This window comes from Pseudomonas caspiana (assembly GCF_002158995.1).
Taxonomy (GTDB): domain Bacteria; phylum Pseudomonadota; class Gammaproteobacteria; order Pseudomonadales; family Pseudomonadaceae; genus Aquipseudomonas; species Aquipseudomonas caspiana.
Map to the genome: position 1 here is coordinate 1 of NZ_LOHF01000011.1, position 19,429 is coordinate 19,429.

Sequence of the window (19,429 nt, forward strand, 5' to 3'; positions counted from 1 at the left end):
GGTCGTGATATGAGCCATACCGGGGGCCGTTCCAGCCTTCGCGGTTGTCGCCACGAGGGTTGGAGCTGAAGAGGACGCCGCCCGGTTTCAGTGTGGCGTGCAGTTCGCTCAGCACGCGCGGCAGTTCCTGTTTGGGGATGTGAAACAGCACGGCGTTGGCGAAGATGCCATCGAAGCGTTCAGCAGGCAGGTCCAGCTCAAGGAAGTTCTGCTGCCACACCTCGCAGCCCGTTTCAGCGCGGGCCATTTCGGCAAAGCGCTCGGAGCCGTCCAGGCCCACCGGCACATGGCCCATACCGCTGAACGTCTGCAGATCACGGCCCGGCCCGCAGCCGAAATCCAGAATCTGCCACGGCGCCTGACCTTCAATGTGGCGCAACAACGCGGCAATGTTCTGGCTGACGTCGTGGTCGCGGGTGCCTTCGCGGAAGTCCTCGGCCACCTGGTTGTAGTGGCCAAGGGTTTTGTCGGTGATCTGTGCGAGGTCTTGCGCTTGGAGCTTCATGGCGACTCTGTCTGAGCAGTGAGGCGCCAAATATAACTCACTTAGCGCTTGTTCAGACCTCTGGCCAGACGATCGCCGCCCAGTTGAATGACTGCAACGAGAATCACCAACAGCACGATCACGGTCAGCATGATCTGGCTATCGAAGCGCTGATAGCCGTAGCGGTAGGCGATGTCTCCCAACCCGCCCGCGCCAATCGCGCCGGCCATGGCCGAGGAGTTGATCATGGTCACCAGTGTGATGGTGAAACCACCGACGATGCCCGGCAGTGCTTCAGGCAGCAGCACGTGCCAGATGATGTGCCAGCGGCGGCAACCCATGGCCTGCGCCGCTTCGATCAATCCGTGATCGACCTCACGCAAGCTGACTTCGGCGATCCGCGCAAAGAATGGCGTGGCGGCAATGGTCAGCGGTACCACCGCAGCCCAAACGCCATAGGTAGTGCCGACGATCATTCGGGTGAACGGAATCAGCGCCACCATCAGGATCAGAAACGGAATGGAGCGGAGCAGGTTCACGAAGCCGCCCAAGACCTGATTGAGTGCAGGCGCTTCATAAATCCCGCCTTTGCCGCTGGTGACCAGAATCACTGCCAGCGGAATGCCCAACACCAGTGCGATAAACGATGAGACGCCGACCATCAGGAAGGTATCAATGGCGCCCTGCAGCAAACGATCAAACCACATAGCCCAGAACCTCCGCGTGTTGCGCTTGTTTGCGCGCCTGGCTCAACAGGGTGTCGATACTGTGCGGTGAGCCCGCCACTGACAGCAGCAAGTGGCCCAGCGCACGCCCTTGAATCCGTTCAACACCGCCTTGCAGCAAGCTGACGCGGCCACCGAGTGCCGCGAACAGCGCAGCCAGATCCGGCTCTTCACCGCTGTCGCCCGTGAAGTGCAGGTCCAGCACGACTTTGGCATCAGGGGTTTGCGGCTGGGCAGCCAATCGCGCTTGAAGGTCTTCCGGCAAGCCATGCTGCAGAGGTGCGAGCAGAGTTTTGCTGACCTCATGCTGCGGGTTGCCAAACACTTGCCAGACCGGGCCCTGCTCGACGACGCGGCCTTGTTCGAGCACCACAACGCGGTCGCAGATATCGCGAATCACGGCCATTTCATGGGTGATCAAAATGATCGTCAGGCCCAGGCGTTGATTGATCTCGCGCAGCAGACCTAGGATCGACTGGGTGGTCTCAGGGTCCAGCGCTGAAGTGGCTTCGTCGCAGAGCAGAATCGCCGGGTCATGCACCAGCGAGCGGGCAATGCCCACGCGCTGTTTCTGGCCGCCGGACAATTGCGCCGGGTATGCCTTGTGCTTGTCTTGCAGGCCCACCAGTTCCAGCAGTTCAGTGACTTTGCGCTGGCGCTGTTCCTTGGGCACGCCCGCCACCTTGAGCGGCAGCTCGACGTTTTGCCATACGGTTTTGGCCGACATCAGGTTGAAGTGCTGGAAGATCATGCCGATGCGACGGCGCAGCTCCACCAGCTTGTCTTCATTGAGTTCGCCAATGTCTGTCTGCTCGATCAGCACCCGGCCGCTGCTGGGTTGTTCCAGGCGGTTGATGGTGCGGATCAGCGAGGATTTGCCCGCGCCGCTGCGGCCGATGATGCCGAAAATCTCGCCTTTCTGGATCGCCAGGTCGATGTTTTGCAGCGCATCTACCGGGCCTTGCTGACCCTGATAGGTTTTGCCCAGATTAATGAACCGCACGTGCGCGCGGTTCAGGTCGGCGTGCAGTTCGGCCTTGGTTGTCGAATGATCTGCCGAATGCGCTGCGCCCGTGGGTTCGAGTGGCAGTTGGCGTTGCACGGATGCATTCATATCAACCTTCCCAGCCGGCTTGGTAGAGCTTGCCGTTAACCTTGTCCAGCGTGGCGCGCACGACTGGCGAGTGCTGGTAGATGTCGATGAATTTGGCCAGGCGTGGATCATCTTTGCTCTGCGGCTTGATCACGAACTGGATGACATATTCCGGGTGATCAAGACCGTCAAAGAGGATGGCCGATTCGGCGTCGAAGGTTTTCGACAGGCGAATGTAGGCGGGGTAGCCCTGAACCAGATCAGCGTCGTCATAAGCGCGAACCAGTTGCACGGCCTCGACCTGAATCAGTTTGAGCTTCTTCGGGTTGGCGACGATGTCTTCCTCGGTGGCCTTGTAGCCCACGCCTTGCTTGAGGGTAATCAAACCGGCCTTGGCCAGCAGTTGCAGACCGCGACCGCTGTTGATCGGGTCGTTGGCGATGGCCACGGTGGCGCCGGTTGGCAGTTCATCGAAGCTTTTGTACTTCTTGGAGTACAGGCCGACGTTGTTGATGATCCCCGGCGCGTATGGCACCAGATCAAACCCGGCCGCTTCTTTGGCGTTGGTCAGAAACGGAATGTGCTGGAAGTAGTTCACGTCGATATCGCCCGCCGCGAGGCTGACGTTGGGCGCGATCCAGTCGGTGAATTCCACCAGCTCGACCTTCAGGCCTTGCTTGGCTGCTTCCTGGACAGCGGCTTCCAGCGGGATGGCGAAAGCGGCGGTGGTGCCAACTTTCAGAGGCGCGTCCGCTGCATGGGCGGTGAGGGCTACGAGGCTGAGTGCCAAGGTGCTGATGAGTTTTTTCATGGTGGATGTCCGATGTGTTGCAGGAGTTAGTTGTGTTGTTTGTTGGGTTTGATCGCATTCAATTGTGGTAGCCAGGCTTGCCTGCGATTGGGTTTCCACGCCATCGCGGGCAAGCACCGCCCCCACAGGATCTACGCCATCAGCGGGATCTGTAGCTCGCTCCGACATGCTGCTCTGGCAACCGCGCGCCGCCCTCTGGAAACAGCTTTTCCCGCAGGCTGCCGCTGTCGTAAGCGGTTTTGTAGGAGCCTCGGCGTTGCAGCTCGGGGATCACCAGGTCAATGAAGTCCACGTAGCTTTCCGGGGTGACGATGCGTGTCAGGTTGAAGCCGTCCAGACCGGTTTCGGCGATCCACGATTCCAGCTCGTCGGCGACCTGTTCAGGTGAACCCACCAAGGTGATGTAGCGCCCGCCCAAGGCGTGCTGGTCGAGCAGTTTTTGCCGGGTCCAGTCGTTGTTCTTGAGGTTCTTGGTCGCCGATTGAATGGCGTTGCTCTTCACGTACTGGATCGGTTCATCCAGCTCGTACTGGGAGAAATCGATGCCGGTTGAAGCGGCGAAGTGCGCGACGCCGGCTTCGGCGCTGGCGAACTCGCGATACTCCGCAAGTTTGGCCTGCGCGTCGGCTTCGGTCTTGCCGACGATCACGTTCAGGCCCATGAATACTTTGATGTCTTGCGGGTTGCGCCCTGCCGCGACGGCACTGGCGCGGACCTTGTCGACTTGCTCCCGGGTCGCGGCTTTGTTCTGGCCGCTGATAAACACGCATTCGGCATGTTGCCCGGCAAACTGCAGGCCGCGATCCGAGCTGCCGGCCTGGAACAGCACCGGGGTACGTTGAGCGGAGGGTTCACACAGGTGATATCCCTCAACCTGGTAAAACTCGCCTGTGTGGCTGACCTTGTGAACCTTGTCCGGCTGCGCGTAAACCCGCTGCTCGCGGTCGTTGATGACTGCGTCGTCCTCCCAACTGCCTTCCCAGAGTTTGTAGAGCACTTGCAGGTATTCATCGGCCTGATCGTAGCGGCGGTCATGTTCGACTTGCTCAGTCAGGCCCATGGCCCGCGCAGCGCTGTCCAGATAACCGGTGACGATGTTCCAGCCCACCCGTCCACGACTCAGGTGATCCAGCGTCGACATGCGCCGGGCAAACAAATACGGTGCTTCGTACGTGAGGTTGGCGGTCAGACCGAAGCCGAGGTTTTTGGTGACGGCGGCCATGGCTGATACCAGCAGCAGCGGATCATTGACCGGCAACTGAATGGACTCTTTGAGCGTCACGTCCACCGAGTTTTGATAAACGTCATACACGCCGACGATATCGGCGATGAACAAGCCATCGAACAGGCCCCGCTCCAGCAGCTGTGCCAGTTCGGTCCAGTATTCGAGTGTGTTGTACTGCGTGGAGTTATCCCGTGGATGAGTCCACAAACCATGATTGATGTGGCCAATGCAGTTCATGTTGAAGGCATTGAGCAGGATCTTTTTCTTCGCCATCAAATCGTCCCCCGCAGTGGAGGATTTTTGTCATTGAGGTAGTAATTGCCGATGGCGTGATACTTCCAGCGTACCGGGTCGTGCAGCGTGTGGACGCGGGCGTTGCGCCAGTGCCGGTCAAGGTCATGCTCGGCCAGAGTCGCCTGACTACCAGCGAGTTCGAACAGCGTGCTCCCCGCCGCCAGTGAGATTTCAGTGCTGATGGCGCGGGCTTCGGCGACGGCAATTGATGCGGCGGCCACGGTCTCGGCGTTAGTGTCTGCCTGGGCAATATCCAGATACTGCCCGGCCCGGTCCAGCAGCGCTTCGGCGGCATACAGACGAATGCTCAGTTTGCCGAAGCTGCTCAAGGTCAGCGGGTCGTCCACGGCCTTTTCGATGCCTGAGTCGATCCAAGGGCGGGTGCGCGTACGAACGAAGTGCAGAGCGTCTTCGAAAGCAGCGCGGGCGATGCCGGTATCGATGGCTGCATGGAGGATTTGTGCCAATGGCCCGACGGTGGTCGGGCGCTCGAACGCGCTTTGGAATGCCACGACGTCGCGAGCGTCCACGTAGACGTTTTCAAAGACCACCGAGCCGCTGCCGGTGGTGCGCTGGCCGAAGCCGCTCCAGTCGTCGATGACGGTCAGGCCGTCGCTGTCAGCAGGCACGAACGCCAATTGTTGAACGCCGTTTTCGTCGATGACCGAAGTCGGAATACGCTGGGCATACAGTGCGCCAGTCGAGTAAAACTTGCGGCCGTTGATGCGATAGCCGTCGCCGTCGCGACTCAGGCGAGTAGTGCGATCGTGGGCTGTCTTGGTACCCAGTTCGGCGAGTGCATTACCGAAGCGCAAACCTGCCAATGCTTCGGCATACAGACGCTCCTGCTGTTGCGGGCTGCCGTTAACGCGCAGTACTTCCAGAGCATAGAAGTGGTTCTGAGGAATTTGCCCCAAAGACCCATCCGCTTCGGCGATCAGACGGATGACTTTGGCGAGGGTGACATTTGAAACGCCCGCGCCGCCATATACCTTGGGCACGCTGATGCCCCAAAGGCCCGAGGCGCTGAACAGATCCAGTTCAGCATGGGGTAGCCGACGCTCCTGATCACGTACGGCGCTTTCACGTTTGAAGTGGGCGGCCAGTTCCTGAGCGATGTGCAGGGCCTGTTCATCGTTTTCGATAACGGCAGCACGGTCCCGTAACGGGGATGGCAAACTCATAACGCTGTACTCCAGTGGTCTGGTTTAAATCCACGAATGGCGGGCGGGCAGGGTGCCGTTGAGGTGCCACGCGCCGACGGCGTGGTATTTCCAGCGCACGGGGTCATGGAGGGTGTGAACGCGGGCGTTGCGCCAATGTCGGTCGAGGTTGAACTCGGCCAGGGTGGCGCGGCTGCCAGCCAGCTCGAACAGTTTTTCGCTGGCTAGCAGTGATACTTCAGTAGTCAGCACCTTGGCGCGGGCAACGGCTATCGAGGCGCGTGCAGCGGCGTATTCGTCGATGGGGCTGGCGTTGACTTCATCAAGGACTTTGGCCGCTTCGCGCAACAGCGCTTCAGCCGCGTGCAGTTCCAGTTTGAGTTTGCCGATGTCGGCGATCACGTAGAGGTCGTCACCGGCGCGCTCGACCTGAGCGTCGACCCAGGGTCGGGAACGCTCACGCACGAACGAGATGGTGTCGTCGATGGCACCACGGGCGATGCCTGCGTCGATGGCCGCCTGGATCAGTTGAGAGACTGCGCCCTGAATATTGGGTGTCAGCGACAGACGCCAGTTTTCGACCACCTGTTCGGCGTCAACCGGCACGTTGTCGAGCAGTACGGTTCCGCTCGCGGTGGTGCGCTGGCCGAATCCCGACCAGTCGTCGACGATTCGCAGGCCCGCGCTACCCCGTGGCACAAAGGCCATGATCTGCTGGCCTTGATCGTTCAGCGCCTTGACTGCGACCCAGTGTGCGAACAATGCGCCCGTGGAGTAGAACTTCTGGCCGTTGATGACCAGACGCCCTTTGTGATGGGTGATGCGAGCCTTGAGCTCCAGAGTGTTTTTAGTGCCGCGTTCAGGTCCGGCATTGCCGATCCGCCAGCCGTCGAGCACGCTCTTGAGCAACACCTTTTTCTGCTGCTCGTTGGCGCTGCCCAGCAACAAGTGGATGATGCCGAACTGGTTTTGCGGGATCTGGCCCAGCGCCGGGTCAGCGGCAGAGATGATCTTGAATACTTCAGCGATGGTGACGAACGATACTTGAGGCCCGCCATACGCGCGCGGAATGGAAATACTGCCCAAGCCACTTCGGGTGAACGCTTCGATTTGCTGCCAGGGAAGCAAACGTTGAGCATCACGCTCTGCAGCCTGCAGGCGGGCTTGTGCAGCCAATGCGTGGGCGGCTTCGATTGCCTGGGCGTCATTTTGTAATATCCGCGCAGGATGCAAAGGCGGCGCGATATCCGCGTCTTTATCAATCAGGGTGGTGTGAGACGTTGAAACGACCATTCAAACCTCGCAAAAACGCCGTCCAGAGAAGGCGAAGAAAAAACACGATGTCCGGTGGTCCGGTGCATATACCCTAAGGCGACTAAAAAATTAAATATACGAATTTTTTGGAATAAGCATAGAAGGCTAAATCACGGCATCACGGCTGCTCATGCGGTCTGAGCGTAGGTCAGGCAGGAGCCGAGCAGAACAATTAGAATGCATAGTTTGACGGGCTTGCTTACTTTCATGAGGAGTGTCCTGAATGGCAATAGCTTGTTCAGGGAAGCCTAGTCAGTTGTCTGTAAAGGTTATGCCGGGAGGCGTAGGTAAATATGTAAATGTTTGTAGGATTATTCTTGGGAGTGGCCTGGCTGTGAGTCAGTTCTCGGTTTCTGATACGTAAGCCGATATACGAAGTATTTATGCCTTCGCATATCGGCGTGAATTAAAAACTGTTCACTCATACCCTTGGTGAATATCCAGGGTGCTGACGTTAATTGCCCGTGGGGGAGCCCATCGAGAATTGTTGCCAACTCGATCAATAACGCAATAGGTCACCTCCAGTTGCGGTTCATCGCCAGCTTCCAGAATCAAAGTGGCAGGTACGATCAGCTTGACGGGTTTGCCTACGTTAGCGGCCTCCAGCGGCTCCAGATCCATGCGCACATCGCCCCAGCGCAGGGTGATTTCGTCGCAGGGCGCCATGTTCAGGTAAGGCTCGATGGACAGTGGCAGGCCTTTCTTGACGTCGCTGGTGATCAGGCCGTTGCGGATCACGGTATCGGGCAGTGAAACCGGTGCGAGCCCCTGATTCTCTTCGTCGCTGTCGTTGATCAACAGCCCGCCGGGCATGTCCAGCTTCACTCTCAGCCTACGGCAAGGTGAGGTAATGGGCGCTCCGCCGACCTTCATGAGCCGGTAGTAGGTCTTGATCGTGCCGCTTTGCAGGAAGCTCTCCGGCACCCGTAGGACCATGGTGTAACCGACGTCGGACTCATCAAGTAATTTCGATGCGACGTAGCTGCCGCCCCAAAATAATTCGATCAGATCGCCTGCGTCCATGTCCGGATAGGGATCAATGTTGACCAGCAGGTGGGCCGCGGCACGGATGCCTACGCCATGTCTGTGAGCCTGCGGGACATACGGTGGGAACAGTTTTTGACCGCTGGTTTTGCCAAGTGTGTGAGTCATGTCTGAATGCCCGTCATAATTGAGTTGGTCATTGATAGTTGTAACAAAGTTGTAAGTGACATCATTGATAAGCACCTCGAGTTCAGCCTGTGGATAGTTAACGTATAGATTCGGTTTATGGGAAGCATTACAAAGTGTCGGTAAATTCCGCTTGTAACTGTCCGAAGGTGATGAGGTTTTCTGTTGTTCTTGAGCTAATGTCGTTTGCGCATATCTGTCAAGGCGCTAATGGATTGAATGTTAGTTGTTTGAGTAAATAAGATTATTCCTACATGAAATGATCGAACTGTTGACCGTAACGACTTGGTCCGTCCTACTTGTTGAAATATCGGGTTATGTTTATTGCGCAAGGAAACCTGCTAGCTGACAAAGCTGGTAAGAACTCAAATCCTCACAGACTCGCCTTGCCCTGTAATGGATGGCAATCGAGACAGGCTTTGCGTTCAGTTTTTTAGATGTTTTTTGCGGGGGCTTTAGGCAGCGATCAACGGCTAGATTGATCAATTGATTGATGTACAAATGTAAGGCGAGCGGAAACAGCGCCAGAAGGCGCCAGTTTCCGGAAAGTACCTTGTAGGATCAGGAGCGGCTGCGCTCCAGAAATTGCCGCGTTCTTTCTTCACGAGGGTTGGCGAACAGCTCTTTCGCGTCGCCCTGCTCGACGATTACGCCCTTATCGATGAATACCACGCGGTTGGCTACGTCTCGGGCGAAGTTCATTTCGTGGGTGACGATGACCATGGTGCGGTTTTCTTCAGCCAACGCGCGAATAGCCGTTAGCACTTCGCCCACCAACTCAGGATCCAGAGCAGAGGTGGGTTCGTCGAACAGAATCACTTCCGGCTCCATGGCCAAGGCACGGGCGATAGCCACGCGTTGCTGCTGACCGCCCGACAAGCGCCGTGGGTAGGCGTCTTCCTTGCCTGCCAGACCCACTTTGGCCAGCAGTTGTCGACCCAGTTCGGAGGCTTTTTCACGCGGCATCTTCTTGACCACGACCGGGCCTTCAATGACGTTCTCCAGCGCGGTGCGGTGCGGGAACAGATTGAAGTTCTGGAACACAAAACCCACGTGCTGACGAAGCTCTCGGATCAGGCCTTGCTGCTTGCTCAGCGGACGGTTGCCGTCGATTTCAATGTTGCCCACGATGATCTTGCCGCTGGTGGGCTCTTCCAGGAAATTCAGGCAGCGCAGCAGGGTGGTTTTACCCGAACCGCTAGGACCGATGATCGCTACGACCTCGCCGGCCTCAACCTTCAGGTCGATGCCTTTGAGCACTTGCTGACCTTTGAATTCCTTGGTCAGTTTTTCAACCACGATCATGCTTCAGGACTCCACATCATGGCGGTTGACTCTCTCTTCCAGACGGTTCTGCAGGTACGAAAGCGCCGTGGCCAGGATCCAGTAGATCAAGGCGGCCGCCAGGTACATGGTGAAAATTTCGAAGGTGCGGGCGGTGATCAGTTGTGCCTGACGGAACAGTTCCGGCACCTGAATAGTGGCCGCCAGCGCGGTGTCTTTGACCAGCGAGATAAAGCTGTTGCCCAGTGGCGGCAATGCAGTGCGTGCGGCTTGAGGCAGAATGGCCCGCCGCATGATTTGCGCGCGGGTCATGCCGATACTTGCACCGGCCTCCCATTGGCCGCGATCCACGGATGCGATAGCGGCGCGCAGGATTTCACAGGCATAAGCACCCATGTTCAGCGAGAAACCGATCAGCGCAGCGGTCAGCGGTTCCAGTTCGATGCCTAGTTCCGGCAGGCCGTAATAGATCATGAACAGTTGAACCAGCAGCGGCGTGCCACGAAAGAACGATACGTAAACCCGGGCGATGCCGCGCAGCAGCATCAGCGGTGACAGGCGCATGAGCGCCAGCCCGAAGCCCAGCAGCAGGCCGAAGAACATACCGCCCAGGCTCAGGAAGACCGTGTAGTACGCGCCCTTTATCAGAAAGGGCGCGGAGTCCAGCGCAAGCTTTAGACCCTCTTCAATCATTTGGTCACGTCAGCCTGGAAGTACTTCTCCGACAGTTTGGCCAGAGTGCCGTCAGCGCGCAGTTTGTCGATCGCCTTGTTGATGGCCGCAACCAGTTCAGGCTCGCCTTTGCGAATGGCAATACCTGATTCCTGACGGGAGAAGGGTTCGCCGGAAACTGCAAGGCTGTCCTTGGTTTTGGCGATCAGCTCCAGTGCAGCCAAACGGTCAACCAGAATGGCGTCGATGCGGCCGACACGCAGGTCCTGGTATTTGGTTGGATCATCGTCGTAGGTTTTGACAGTGGCGTCCGGTACGTTTTCTTTGAGCCATTGCTCGTAGTTAGTACCCAGACCTACACCCACTTTGGCGCCTTTGAGGTCTGCTGCGGTTTTGAACTTGGCTGCGTTTTTCTTCTGCACCAGCGCCTGAATACCGGAGATGGTGTACGGCTCGGAGAAGTCATACTTCTTCTTGCGCTCTTCGGAGATCGTGACCTGGTTGACCACCACGTCCAGACGCTTGGACTCCAGCGCCGCGAGGATGCCTGCCCATGGAGTGGCTTGCAGTTGCACCTTCACGCCCAGCTCTTTGGCCAGCGCTTCGGAAAACTCGACTTCGAAACCGGTCAGTTTGCCGCTCTCATCCACGAAGCTGAAAGGAGGATAAGTGCCTTCAAGGCCGACCTTGATCGTGCCGGCTTTTTTGATTTGATCCAGTTGCTCACCCGCAACCGCTTGACCCATCAAGCTGGAACCGAGCACCAGGCCCAGAGTGGAAAGAAGAACGGTGCGCCGAATGGCAGAAATAATCATGACAAGCCCCATTTAAGTTGTTTGGTTTCAGGCAAGAATCGGACCTGACGAACGCTACGTTGGCAGCGAATGTTTATCCAGCTTTTTCAACGCTTTGATCCGTGCTGGCGGCGATCATAAGAGCAGCTGGTTATGGCTCAAAATAATTAAAAATAATTTTATAGTCTTTTATGGAATATACATCTGGTTCGGTAGGAGCGAACTTGTTCGCGAGCTGCTCTGACGCGGTGTCTCAAGCAACAGCCTCGCCAACAAGTTGGCTCCTACCGATCTTTTCAGTCAAACATTGCGTGGTGTCAGGACCCAACGCCTACAAATAGCGTCAGGTATTGAGCTCAAGCAAACACACCCGGATAAGCAAACAGTGCGGGTGCACCACCGGTGTGCAGAAAAATCAGCGGGCCGTCATCAAAGCGACCACGGCCGATTCCGTCCAGCAATCCGGCCATGGCCTTACCGGTGTAGACCGGGTCCAGCAACAGACCTTCGTGACTGGCTACTAGTTTTATCGCAGACAAGGTGCCCGCATTCGGTTCGCCATAGCGCGGGCCGAAGTACTCGTCCCACAGTTCCACGTTAAAAGCGTCGGGCAGCGCTATTCCTAGCAACTCGGCGGTGCGTTCGGCCAGGCTTTGCACTTTCGGGCGTTGAGTTTCTTCAGGGCGCGACACGGTTACGCCAATCACGGGCAACTGCGGCAAGGCCTCAGCCAAGGCAAGGGCCAGCCCGCTATGCGTACCGGCGCTACCGGAGGCCAGCACGACAGCCGCGAAATCCAGCCCGGTCTGTTTGATCTGCTCGGCCAGCTCAAGGCCTGCCCGCACATAACCCAGTGCGCCCACCGGGCTGGAGCCCCCAATCGGCACCAAGTAAGGTTTTTTGCCGCTGGCACGCAGACGCGCGGCCAATGCGTGCAACTGCTCGTCGGCGTTGTCGAGGTTTTCCACGATCTCGACCTTGGCGTCGAACAGGTCCAGCAGCAGTCGGTTGCCGTTGTGCAGGTAGTTGCTGTCTTCGGTGGCGATCGGGTTTTCCAGTAGCGCCACACAGCTCAGGCCCAGACGGGCGGCCAGGGCAGCGGTCTGACGCACATGGTTGGATTGAATCGCGCCCGCTGTAATCAGGGTGTCAGCGCCCTGCGCCAGCGCATCGGCGGCGAGGTATTCCAGCTTGCGAACCTTATTGCCGCCCAGGGCCAGCGTCGTGGTGTCATCGCGCTTGATATAGATGTCGCGGCCCGCCCAGACCGACAGGCGCTCCAGTTTTTCCAGTGCTGTGGGAGCACCGATCAAGTCCAGGCGATTAAATTGAGCGAGCTGTTGTTTGATCATGAGGATAGGTAAGCCGTGTAAAGAGTCGCAGGACTATAAGCAGACGCTTCCTACAGGGCAACTTCTCACTGCTTATGCCCTCAGAGGAGAACACCTACTCAAATTGTTATTTTTTAGCCTGAAATGTTTGCCGTAGAGTGGCCGCATCAGCGGCCAGCGCGATAAGGCCGTACCCCGAACCGAGGAGAAGTCAGCGTGAGTGATATCCCAGAGGCATCCGCCGAAGGCCGATCCAGTCACTGGCAGTTACAGCAGATCGTCAGTGAGCTGCGTACCGCGCGTGATGATTGGCGGGCACGTAACAAGCGGGTCAGTGGTGAGCACGGCGGCCGAGAGCTGCCCTCCAGAGCTGCCATGCGCGACATTCTTGAAGCGCTCTGCGGCGCGCTGTTCCCCATGCGTCTGGGGCCGGTAGATCTGCGCGAAGAAAGTGAAGACTTTTATGTCGGTCATACCCTCGACGTCGCACTTAATGCGCTGCTGGCGCAGGCTCGGCTGGAGCTGCGCTACGTGGCGCATCAACGCTCCGAAGACGTTCGTGCGCTCGATAAGCAGGCACTGGACCTGATTCAGGGCTTTGCCCGTGCATTGCCTGAGATGCGCAAGCTGCTCGACACTGACGTGCTGGCCGCTTATCACGGTGACCCCGCGGCCCGCAGCGTTGATGAAGTGCTGCTGTGCTATCCCGGAATTCTCGCCGTCATCCACCACCGTATCGCGCATCATCTGTACCGCGCAGGCTTACCGCTGCTGGCCCGAATCAGCTCGGAAATCGCCCACTCCGCCACCGGCATCGACATCCACCCCGGCGCACAGATTGGCCCGAGCTTCTTTATCGACCACGGTACGGGTGTCGTCATAGGCGAAACCGCCATCATCGGCGAGGGCGTGCGGATCTACCAGGCCGTCACTCTGGGCGCCAAACGCTTCCCGGCAGACGAAGACGGCCAACTGCAAAAAGGCCACGCCCGCCACCCCATCGTCGAAGACGACGTCGTGATCTACGCTGGCGCGACGATTCTGGGCCGCATCACGATTGGTAAAGGCTCGACCATCGGCGGCAACGTGTGGCTGACGCGCAGCGTGCCAGCGGGTTGCAACCTGACGCAGGCTAATTTGTTGCAGCAGGATGATGGGAGTCAGAAGTAGGCGACGTTGCAGTGGCGAGTTGCTGATGTCTGACCAGTTCGCCCCGACATATGGTTGGGGCGATTTTGTATAGGTTTTCTGCTTTCCCATGAAAAAACAACCGGCTACTGCACTGCCTGATCTGACTGGACCTAGATTTTTAGGTACTTTCGCGAATGGGCACCTAGCTTAGTGCTGCGTTAATCCCATGGACATTTACTAAATCTATCTACGTCGGTTCCGCCTCCTTCGCTCAGGTCAATACTGCCGTCTGCATTAAGGTAGATGTCAGTATTAGGCCACTTCGGATTTATGTTAACGCAATGTCGTCCGTTGCCCTTTCTAGTCCGCCAATCAAATACCATGAAAAAATCCTCGTTCGGAAATAGAAGTCCAGTATCAAATGCTCCACCTCCAGGCGTCGTGCGTCCCTTATATATTCGGTCTTGAACATTCCATATGTAGCTCAATTCTTCCTGGGCTTCTTCGGGGTAATGCACGGTTACTCCGGGTAATGCGGTGCGCCATAGAATAAAGGCCATTACGGGTAGCAGCGGAATGAGCCACCATTTTATAAGCCCTTTTTGAGTTTTATTGGTAATCATAGACGCGGACTCTATATCGATAAGTCGTTGGGTGTAATAGCCGCAGGGCCGGTAGGGCAATCTGGCCGTGCTAAACTAGTCCGGCTTAGCGAAACCTGCTTTAACTCGAATGGCTCGCTAGTTCCATGAGCATTTATACAGCCGGTCGACGTCAGTGCCACTTCCTTCACTCATGTCAATATTACCGTCTGGGCCGATATAGATACTTGTCGTTGGCCATTTAGGACTAATCCTTATGCAGTTATTTTTCCTTGACGCAGTCCAATGAAAATCCATGAAAAACCTGTCATTCGGGAATATATCTCCTATGTCTCCTGTTGTGCCGCCAGGAGATATTTCTCCTTTATAAATACTATGTTGAGTATCCCAGATGAAGTCCAACTGCCCCACGGCCTTGACTGAGTAGTAAACAGCTACTCTTGGCGTTGCCATGTACCAAAAGCTGTACAAGGCAGTTAGCGTGAGCAGTAGAACTCGCCAGACTGAACGATACCAAGGTTTACTCGCACTCATGTGGTCGTATCCCCTTCATCCAGCGAGCAGGGTGTATCTCAAGTACTTTTTCCATAATTATTTTGGATCTAATCCCACCTTGAGGGTAACGGTGGTAAAGGTTTACTCCTATTTGTATTGACTCCCTATCGGGGGCGTCATCCCAAGCCCTCAATCCCTCTACATTGGGCGTTTTGCTTGGTCCCGGATATTTTTCCCCATGTTGAATTCTTCTAACCGTATCTGAAATTATTTGCTCTGCACCCGCGCCATCAAAAAGTACGCTCTCCGAAAACCCGCTTGCGATCCCTACGTACCCGTAGTGAATATTCGACCAAATATCGTGAAAGTAGTCGTGTGCCCCTTGCTTCTGCCAAGCACCGTCAAATTTCGATTTGATCATGGGCTTATGATCCCAAGGCCTATTCTGCCCAACCCGCTCAGTCCATAACGCAAACGCCCTAGCTTGTTTGGCCAAGGCAAAAGCATGGAAGTCTGGCTGCGTCCCCAGCCTCTTATAAAACGGCAGTGCCATGTATTCTCTGGTTTCTGCCTCAGCGTCATAGCTATTCAGTTCCTTCATTTCCAGAACCGAGGGATGGCTAATATTGCGATTCATCTCATCAGCAATATAAGCAGCCAGTTCCTCCATGCGATCCGGGTGATTGCAGGTTATGGGGTTCGTAGGAGGCGGGGGGACGGGGTCAATTATCTGAGGCGCAGATGCAGGCTGACTGTCCGCGCGGGGCTGCGGTTGAGCCGAAGCTCTAGCAGGTGCTCGGGCCGTGGGCTTGTTTGCTTTTTCGTAAGAGTGACCTAGCGAGTTAATGAGCTGAGAACGGCAAGGGCACGAACTAGTGCTGTCCAGTGTTCCTGCTGGAGACCTACCGTTGCTGTCGATGAATCCAATACCGCCTACGATTTCGTAGGCTTGGCCGTTTATGCCGCATGTAACAGGATCGCCTTCCCGAGCATGATTGAAACCCATCATGGTGGTGCGGCCGTCTCCTGCTAGTACGACTCCACCACATGAGGTCTTGTCGCCCTCTCGGATGAAATAACCTCTAGCCATGAGTCAGGCCTCCACAACCGGAAGGAAATCTTCTTCTATCGATTCGCCGTCCCGTTGCAGAAACAAGGCGGTATTTTGTGGTGTATTGATGATCATGTCGCCATTACTCAGAACGCTGCCGACCAGCGCAATATCGCTGTTTGCGCGCCCCGCGCCCCGCGCTCGTCACGATCTGCGCTCTGCGGCCATCGGGGTATACGGCGTAATCACCTTTGTGGGCGACTCGAACTTGTTTGCTGTTGTTCACCCCAATCGTCATGGCTGATTCCGTCTGCTCGATCACGCCGCCATCGCGGGTTTGGCTTCCTTCTGTTGCAAACCGGTAAATCGCGATGGGAGGATGTGCTTTTCGATATGCCTGTTGCTCGCGAATGCAGTTCAAGGCCTCTTCGCTGAGCTCGGCTAGCTGTTGCTCGGAGAAGGGCGATACGTCCAGAGAGCGAAGCAATTCTGGTGTGAACTCGTTGGTGTACGACTGAAGTGCGGCGGTGCTCATATCATTCATCCTGATTCTTTGGTTTAACGATATCTGCGTGACTGGTGGCCACTGCGAGTGGACCGACGCTAAACGAAAGTTACGGATGGCTATGTAGGGCGAATCTCAAAGGATTGAAGGATGTTTCTCGGAAACGTTTTATTGAGCTAGGCATCTTCGCTTGAGGTAAGCGGGCGAGCGCATTAGTCGAATTTGCAGGCAATCGCCCACGATGCCTGCGCTACATTTCTCTTTTTCTTGAGTGAAATTTCCTAGACAATCTCGCCCACTTGCGGCTGACGAATTCGGCTACTAAGGTGCCTCGGTCGCTGCAATGTCAGCGATTGGGTTTAGTAGCCCAGGTAGTCAGTCGTGCAGCACTCAACCTTGAAACAGACGTTTTTTCACGTCCATTTTATGGCGGCTGTGCGCAGGGCGCTTTCGAGCGCGCCGGTGCTGACTCCCGGTCTACTAACCTTCGCACAGCTGCCACCCTTATCGTTTAGTAGCGATACCTGGCGGTCAGTTTTTTATAGAGTCAGGGAATTCAATCATGATCCAACTCACAGACGTTTCTCCTTCAAATATCGAGGAGTCCTTGAATCACGCTTCTCACCTGCTGCAATGCGCAGCCGTCACAGCCTATGAAAGCGGCGATCGCCTGAGCGGTTCGGACCGGCTTCTAGCAATGTCGGTATTGCACCTGATCGATATGGCCCGGAGTGTTATTGATCAGTCTCTGACAGGGCTTGAGATAAAAGGGGCAGCGCGCTAATCAGAGCGTTTAACGGGTGCCGGGCTAGATAGCCCGGCTTCTCAGTGTTTTAGTTTTAATGGCTATAAAGATTGAAGGGTATTTCCCCAAAAAGATTTTTTGCTCCCAGTGGCCGGGAAAGGAGGTATGCGCTCCTAAGATGGCCATCAGAAACAGCGGGCTTAGCAGGTAGGAAGAAGCTCTATTCTTTAACCCGACAAACGGGAACGATTCCCGTGAACCGGGCGTCATAACCTCCCTTGAGCCAGCATCCATCGGCCTCGCAATTAGTCTCTGCGGGGCTTACATGTTTTAATTGAACGCTTGTTCAACTAAAACCGGTGGTTCGCTGCCCGCTCATTACAGGAGGCTTACCTTTGTTTAATCCGTTTGTTGCCGTCTTTGCCTACGACCTTGAGGTGCATGGCTCATGAGTGCACCTGCTAGCCAATCCAGCGGTATGGTTCGCATGAATCCGCCGGTGTTTTATTTCGCGGCAACGGTTATTTTGCTGTTCGGTGTGTTGGTCATTTCCTTCCCTGAGACGGCTGGCCAGTGGTTGCTGGCAGCGCAGAACTGGGCGGCCAATACGGTCGGCTGGTATTACATGCTGGCGATGACGATTTATCTGGTCTTCGTGGTGGTCACCGCCTTGTCTGGCTACGGCAAGATCAAGCTCGGTGCCGACCACGACGAACCCGAATTCAGTTATCTGTCCTGGGCGGGGATGCTGTTCGCTGCCGGGATCAGTATCACGCTGTTCTTCTTCTGCGTCTCGGAACCACTGACTCACATGCTGCAGCCGCCACAAGGCGAGGCGGGCACGACTGAGGCGGCGCGTCAGGCGATGCAGTTGCTGTTTCTGCACTGGGGCCTGCATGGCTGGGGCGTGTTTGCGTTTGTTGGTATGGCGCTGGCGTATTTTGCGTATCGCCATAACCTGCCGTTGGCGCTGCGCTCCGCGCTGTACCCGCTGATCGGCAAACGTATCAACGGTCCTATCGGTTATGCGGTGGATGGCTTCGGCATCATCGCGACTATCTTCGGTCTCGGTGCCGACATGGGCTTTGGGGTCTTGCACCTCAATTCCGGGCTCGATTACCTGTTTGATATTCCCCATACCCAATGGATTCAGGTCGGGCTGATCACGCTGATGATGGGCGCGGCGATTCTGGTGGCCGTGGCGGGTGTCGACAAGGGCGTGCGCGTCATGTCGGACATCAACATGCTGCTGGCCTGTGCGCTGCTGCTGTTTGTGCTGTTTGCTGGCCCGACGCAGCATCTGCTCAACACGTTGGTGCAGAACATCGGTGATTACCTTGGGGCGATCACTACCAAGAGTTTTGATGTGTATGCCTACGACAAGCCGAGCGAATGGCTGGGCGGCTGGACGGTGTTTTACTGGGCCTGGTGGATTGCCTGGTCGCCGTTTGTAGGTCTGTTCATTGCGCGCATTTCCCGGGGCCGGACCATTCGTGAGTTCGTGTTCGGTGTACTGCTGATTCCGCTGGGCTTTACCTTGGCGTGGATGTCTATTTTCGGTAACAGCGCCATCGATCAGGTGCTTAATCACGGCATGGTCGCGCTGGGTCAATCGGCCATTGATGATCCGTCACGCACGCTTTATTTGCTGCTGGAAACCTATCCATGGAGCAAAACCGTTATTGCGGTGACGGTGTTCATCAGCTTTGTGTTCTTCGTCACCTCGGCAGACTCGGGCACAGTGGTGCTTTCGACGCTGTCGGCCAAAGGCGGTAACGCTGATGAAGACGGTCCCAAGTGGCTGCGGGTGTTCTGGGGTGTGGCGACTGCGCTGGTGACCAGTGGCTTGCTGTTCTCTGGCAGTATCGATGCGCTGAAATCAGCGGTGGTGCTGACGTCGTTGCCGTTCTCGCTGATTCTGCTGTTGATGATGTGGGGTCTGCATAAAGCATTCTTCATGGAGTCCCAGCGACAGATCGCGCAGCTGTACTCCTTGGCCCCGGTGTCGGGTGCGAGACGTGGCGGCTGGCGTCAGCGCTTGAGCCAGGCCGTGCATTATCCGTCGCGAGACGAGGTGTATCGCTTCCTCGACCAAACCGTGCGCCCGGCTATCGAAGACGTCACGGCGGTGTTTGCCGAGAAAGGCCTGAACGTAGTCAGTCAGCCTGATCCGGCCAACGACAGCGTCAGCCTGGAAATCGGCCATGGCGAAGAACGTCCGTTCATTTATCAGGTGATGATGAAGGGCTTCTTCACGCCGTCGTTCGCGCGTGGAGGAATGGGCTCCAAGCAGTTGAACAATCGTCGCTATTACCGCGCCGAAGTACATCTGAGCGAAGGCAGTCAGGATTACGACCTGGTGGGTTACACCAAAGAGCAGGTCATCAACGACATCCTCGACCAGTACGAGCGCCATATGCAGTTCCTGCATTTGGTGCGCTAGGGGGTTTGATTCGCTTGAGTTGGGAGGCGGTGGTTATCTGATGCGTTTGCGGCGTCAGTACTGCTGCTTTCCCGGCTAAAGCCGGGCCCGCGTCCTT

18 protein-coding genes and 1 pseudogene are annotated in these 19,429 nt (G+C 56.5%); 3 read left to right on the forward strand and 16 right to left on the reverse strand.

Annotated features, from left to right (window positions below):
• The 12 genes from AUC60_RS14150 to AUC60_RS14205 all read right to left on the reverse strand — a co-directional run.
• Positions 1-505: class I SAM-dependent methyltransferase (locus AUC60_RS14150; RefSeq protein ID WP_087268363.1), on the reverse strand; the 505-nt coding region annotated here is incomplete at its 3' end.
• Positions 506-546: 41 nt separating this feature from the next.
• Entirely contained in the window at positions 547-1,191 is a 645-nt protein-coding gene (locus AUC60_RS14155) for a methionine ABC transporter permease (RefSeq protein ID WP_087268367.1), read from the reverse strand.
• Positions 1,181-2,323, reverse strand: a complete 1,143-nt coding sequence (locus AUC60_RS14160) for a methionine ABC transporter ATP-binding protein (protein ID WP_087268370.1) — start codon at positions 2,321-2,323, stop codon at positions 1,181-1,183. Before AUC60_RS14160 ends, AUC60_RS14155 begins: the two co-directional genes overlap by 11 nt.
• Before the next feature lies 1 nt (position 2,324).
• Complete coding sequence (locus tag AUC60_RS14165; RefSeq protein ID WP_087268373.1) at positions 2,325-3,113, reverse strand: MetQ/NlpA family ABC transporter substrate-binding protein; 789 nt, start codon at positions 3,111-3,113, stop codon at positions 2,325-2,327.
• 139 nt (positions 3,114-3,252) lie between these two features.
• On the reverse strand, positions 3,253-4,611 hold the full coding sequence (locus tag AUC60_RS14170) for an LLM class flavin-dependent oxidoreductase (RefSeq protein WP_087268376.1): 1,359 nt from the start codon (positions 4,609-4,611) through the stop codon (positions 3,253-3,255).
• Positions 4,611-5,816, reverse strand: coding sequence for an SfnB family sulfur acquisition oxidoreductase (locus AUC60_RS14175; protein ID WP_087268379.1), 1,206 nt, complete (start codon positions 5,814-5,816; stop codon positions 4,611-4,613). Before AUC60_RS14175 ends, AUC60_RS14170 begins: the two co-directional genes overlap by 1 nt.
• Positions 5,817-5,840: 24 nt before the next feature.
• A complete protein-coding gene (locus AUC60_RS14180; RefSeq protein ID WP_087268381.1) occupies positions 5,841-7,088 on the reverse strand; it encodes an SfnB family sulfur acquisition oxidoreductase in 1,248 nt (415 codons plus the stop codon).
• A 438-nt stretch (positions 7,089-7,526) separates the two neighbouring features.
• Positions 7,527-8,261 carry a hypothetical protein gene (locus tag AUC60_RS14185; RefSeq protein WP_087268771.1) on the reverse strand — a complete coding sequence of 245 codons (735 nt, stop codon included), beginning with the start codon at positions 8,259-8,261 and terminating at the stop codon, positions 7,527-7,529.
• A 579-nt stretch (positions 8,262-8,840) separates the two neighbouring features.
• The gene (gene tcyN / locus AUC60_RS14190) at positions 8,841-9,584 is read right to left on the reverse strand and encodes an L-cystine ABC transporter ATP-binding protein TcyN (protein ID WP_087268384.1); all 744 of its coding nucleotides are present in this window, start codon (positions 9,582-9,584) and stop codon (positions 8,841-8,843) included.
• Positions 9,585-9,587: 3 nt separating this feature from the next.
• Positions 9,588-10,256 carry a cystine ABC transporter permease gene (gene tcyL, locus AUC60_RS14195; RefSeq protein WP_087268386.1) on the reverse strand — a complete coding sequence of 223 codons (669 nt, stop codon included), beginning with the start codon at positions 10,254-10,256 and terminating at the stop codon, positions 9,588-9,590.
• Entirely contained in the window at positions 10,253-11,050 is a 798-nt protein-coding gene (tcyJ, locus tag AUC60_RS14200) for a cystine ABC transporter substrate-binding protein (protein ID WP_087268389.1), read from the reverse strand. Before tcyJ ends, tcyL begins: the two co-directional genes overlap by 4 nt.
• A gap of 335 nt (positions 11,051-11,385) precedes the next feature.
• Positions 11,386-12,381 carry a D-cysteine desulfhydrase gene (locus AUC60_RS14205; RefSeq protein WP_087268392.1) on the reverse strand — a complete coding sequence of 332 codons (996 nt, stop codon included), beginning with the start codon at positions 12,379-12,381 and terminating at the stop codon, positions 11,386-11,388.
• A 195-nt stretch (positions 12,382-12,576) separates the two neighbouring features.
• On the opposite strand from AUC60_RS14205, the gene epsC reads away from it, so the two are divergent.
• Entirely contained in the window at positions 12,577-13,530 is a 954-nt protein-coding gene (epsC, locus tag AUC60_RS14210) for a serine O-acetyltransferase EpsC (protein WP_087268395.1), read from the forward strand.
• Between the two features lie 179 nt (positions 13,531-13,709).
• Here the strand turns inward: epsC and AUC60_RS14215 are convergent, their stop codons facing one another.
• The 4 genes and pseudogenes from AUC60_RS14215 to AUC60_RS14230 form a co-directional block, all read right to left on the reverse strand.
• Complete coding sequence (locus tag AUC60_RS14215; protein WP_238599581.1) at positions 13,710-14,114, reverse strand: hypothetical protein; 405 nt, start codon at positions 14,112-14,114, stop codon at positions 13,710-13,712.
• A gap of 499 nt (positions 14,115-14,613) precedes the next feature.
• Positions 14,614-15,258: a polymorphic toxin type 44 domain-containing protein gene (locus AUC60_RS28145; protein WP_405623712.1), complete on the reverse strand. Its 645-nt coding sequence runs from the start codon at positions 15,256-15,258 to the stop codon at positions 14,614-14,616.
• A gap of 216 nt (positions 15,259-15,474) precedes the next feature.
• Positions 15,475-15,678: pseudogene (locus AUC60_RS28560) on the reverse strand (PAAR domain-containing protein); the annotation flags it as partial.
• Positions 15,679-15,781: 103 nt separating this feature from the next.
• Entirely contained in the window at positions 15,782-16,174 is a 393-nt protein-coding gene (locus AUC60_RS14230; protein WP_238599582.1) for a hypothetical protein, read from the reverse strand.
• A 532-nt stretch (positions 16,175-16,706) separates the two neighbouring features.
• Between AUC60_RS14230 and AUC60_RS14235 the strand changes: the two genes are divergently transcribed.
• Both AUC60_RS14235 and betT read left to right on the forward strand, forming a co-directional pair.
• Complete coding sequence (locus AUC60_RS14235) at positions 16,707-16,928, forward strand: DUF6124 family protein (protein WP_087268401.1); 222 nt, start codon at positions 16,707-16,709, stop codon at positions 16,926-16,928.
• Between the two features lie 448 nt (positions 16,929-17,376).
• Entirely contained in the window at positions 17,377-19,332 is a 1,956-nt protein-coding gene (gene betT / locus AUC60_RS14240; protein ID WP_238599585.1) for a choline transporter BetT, read from the forward strand.
• Positions 19,333-19,429 lie beyond the last annotated feature (97 nt).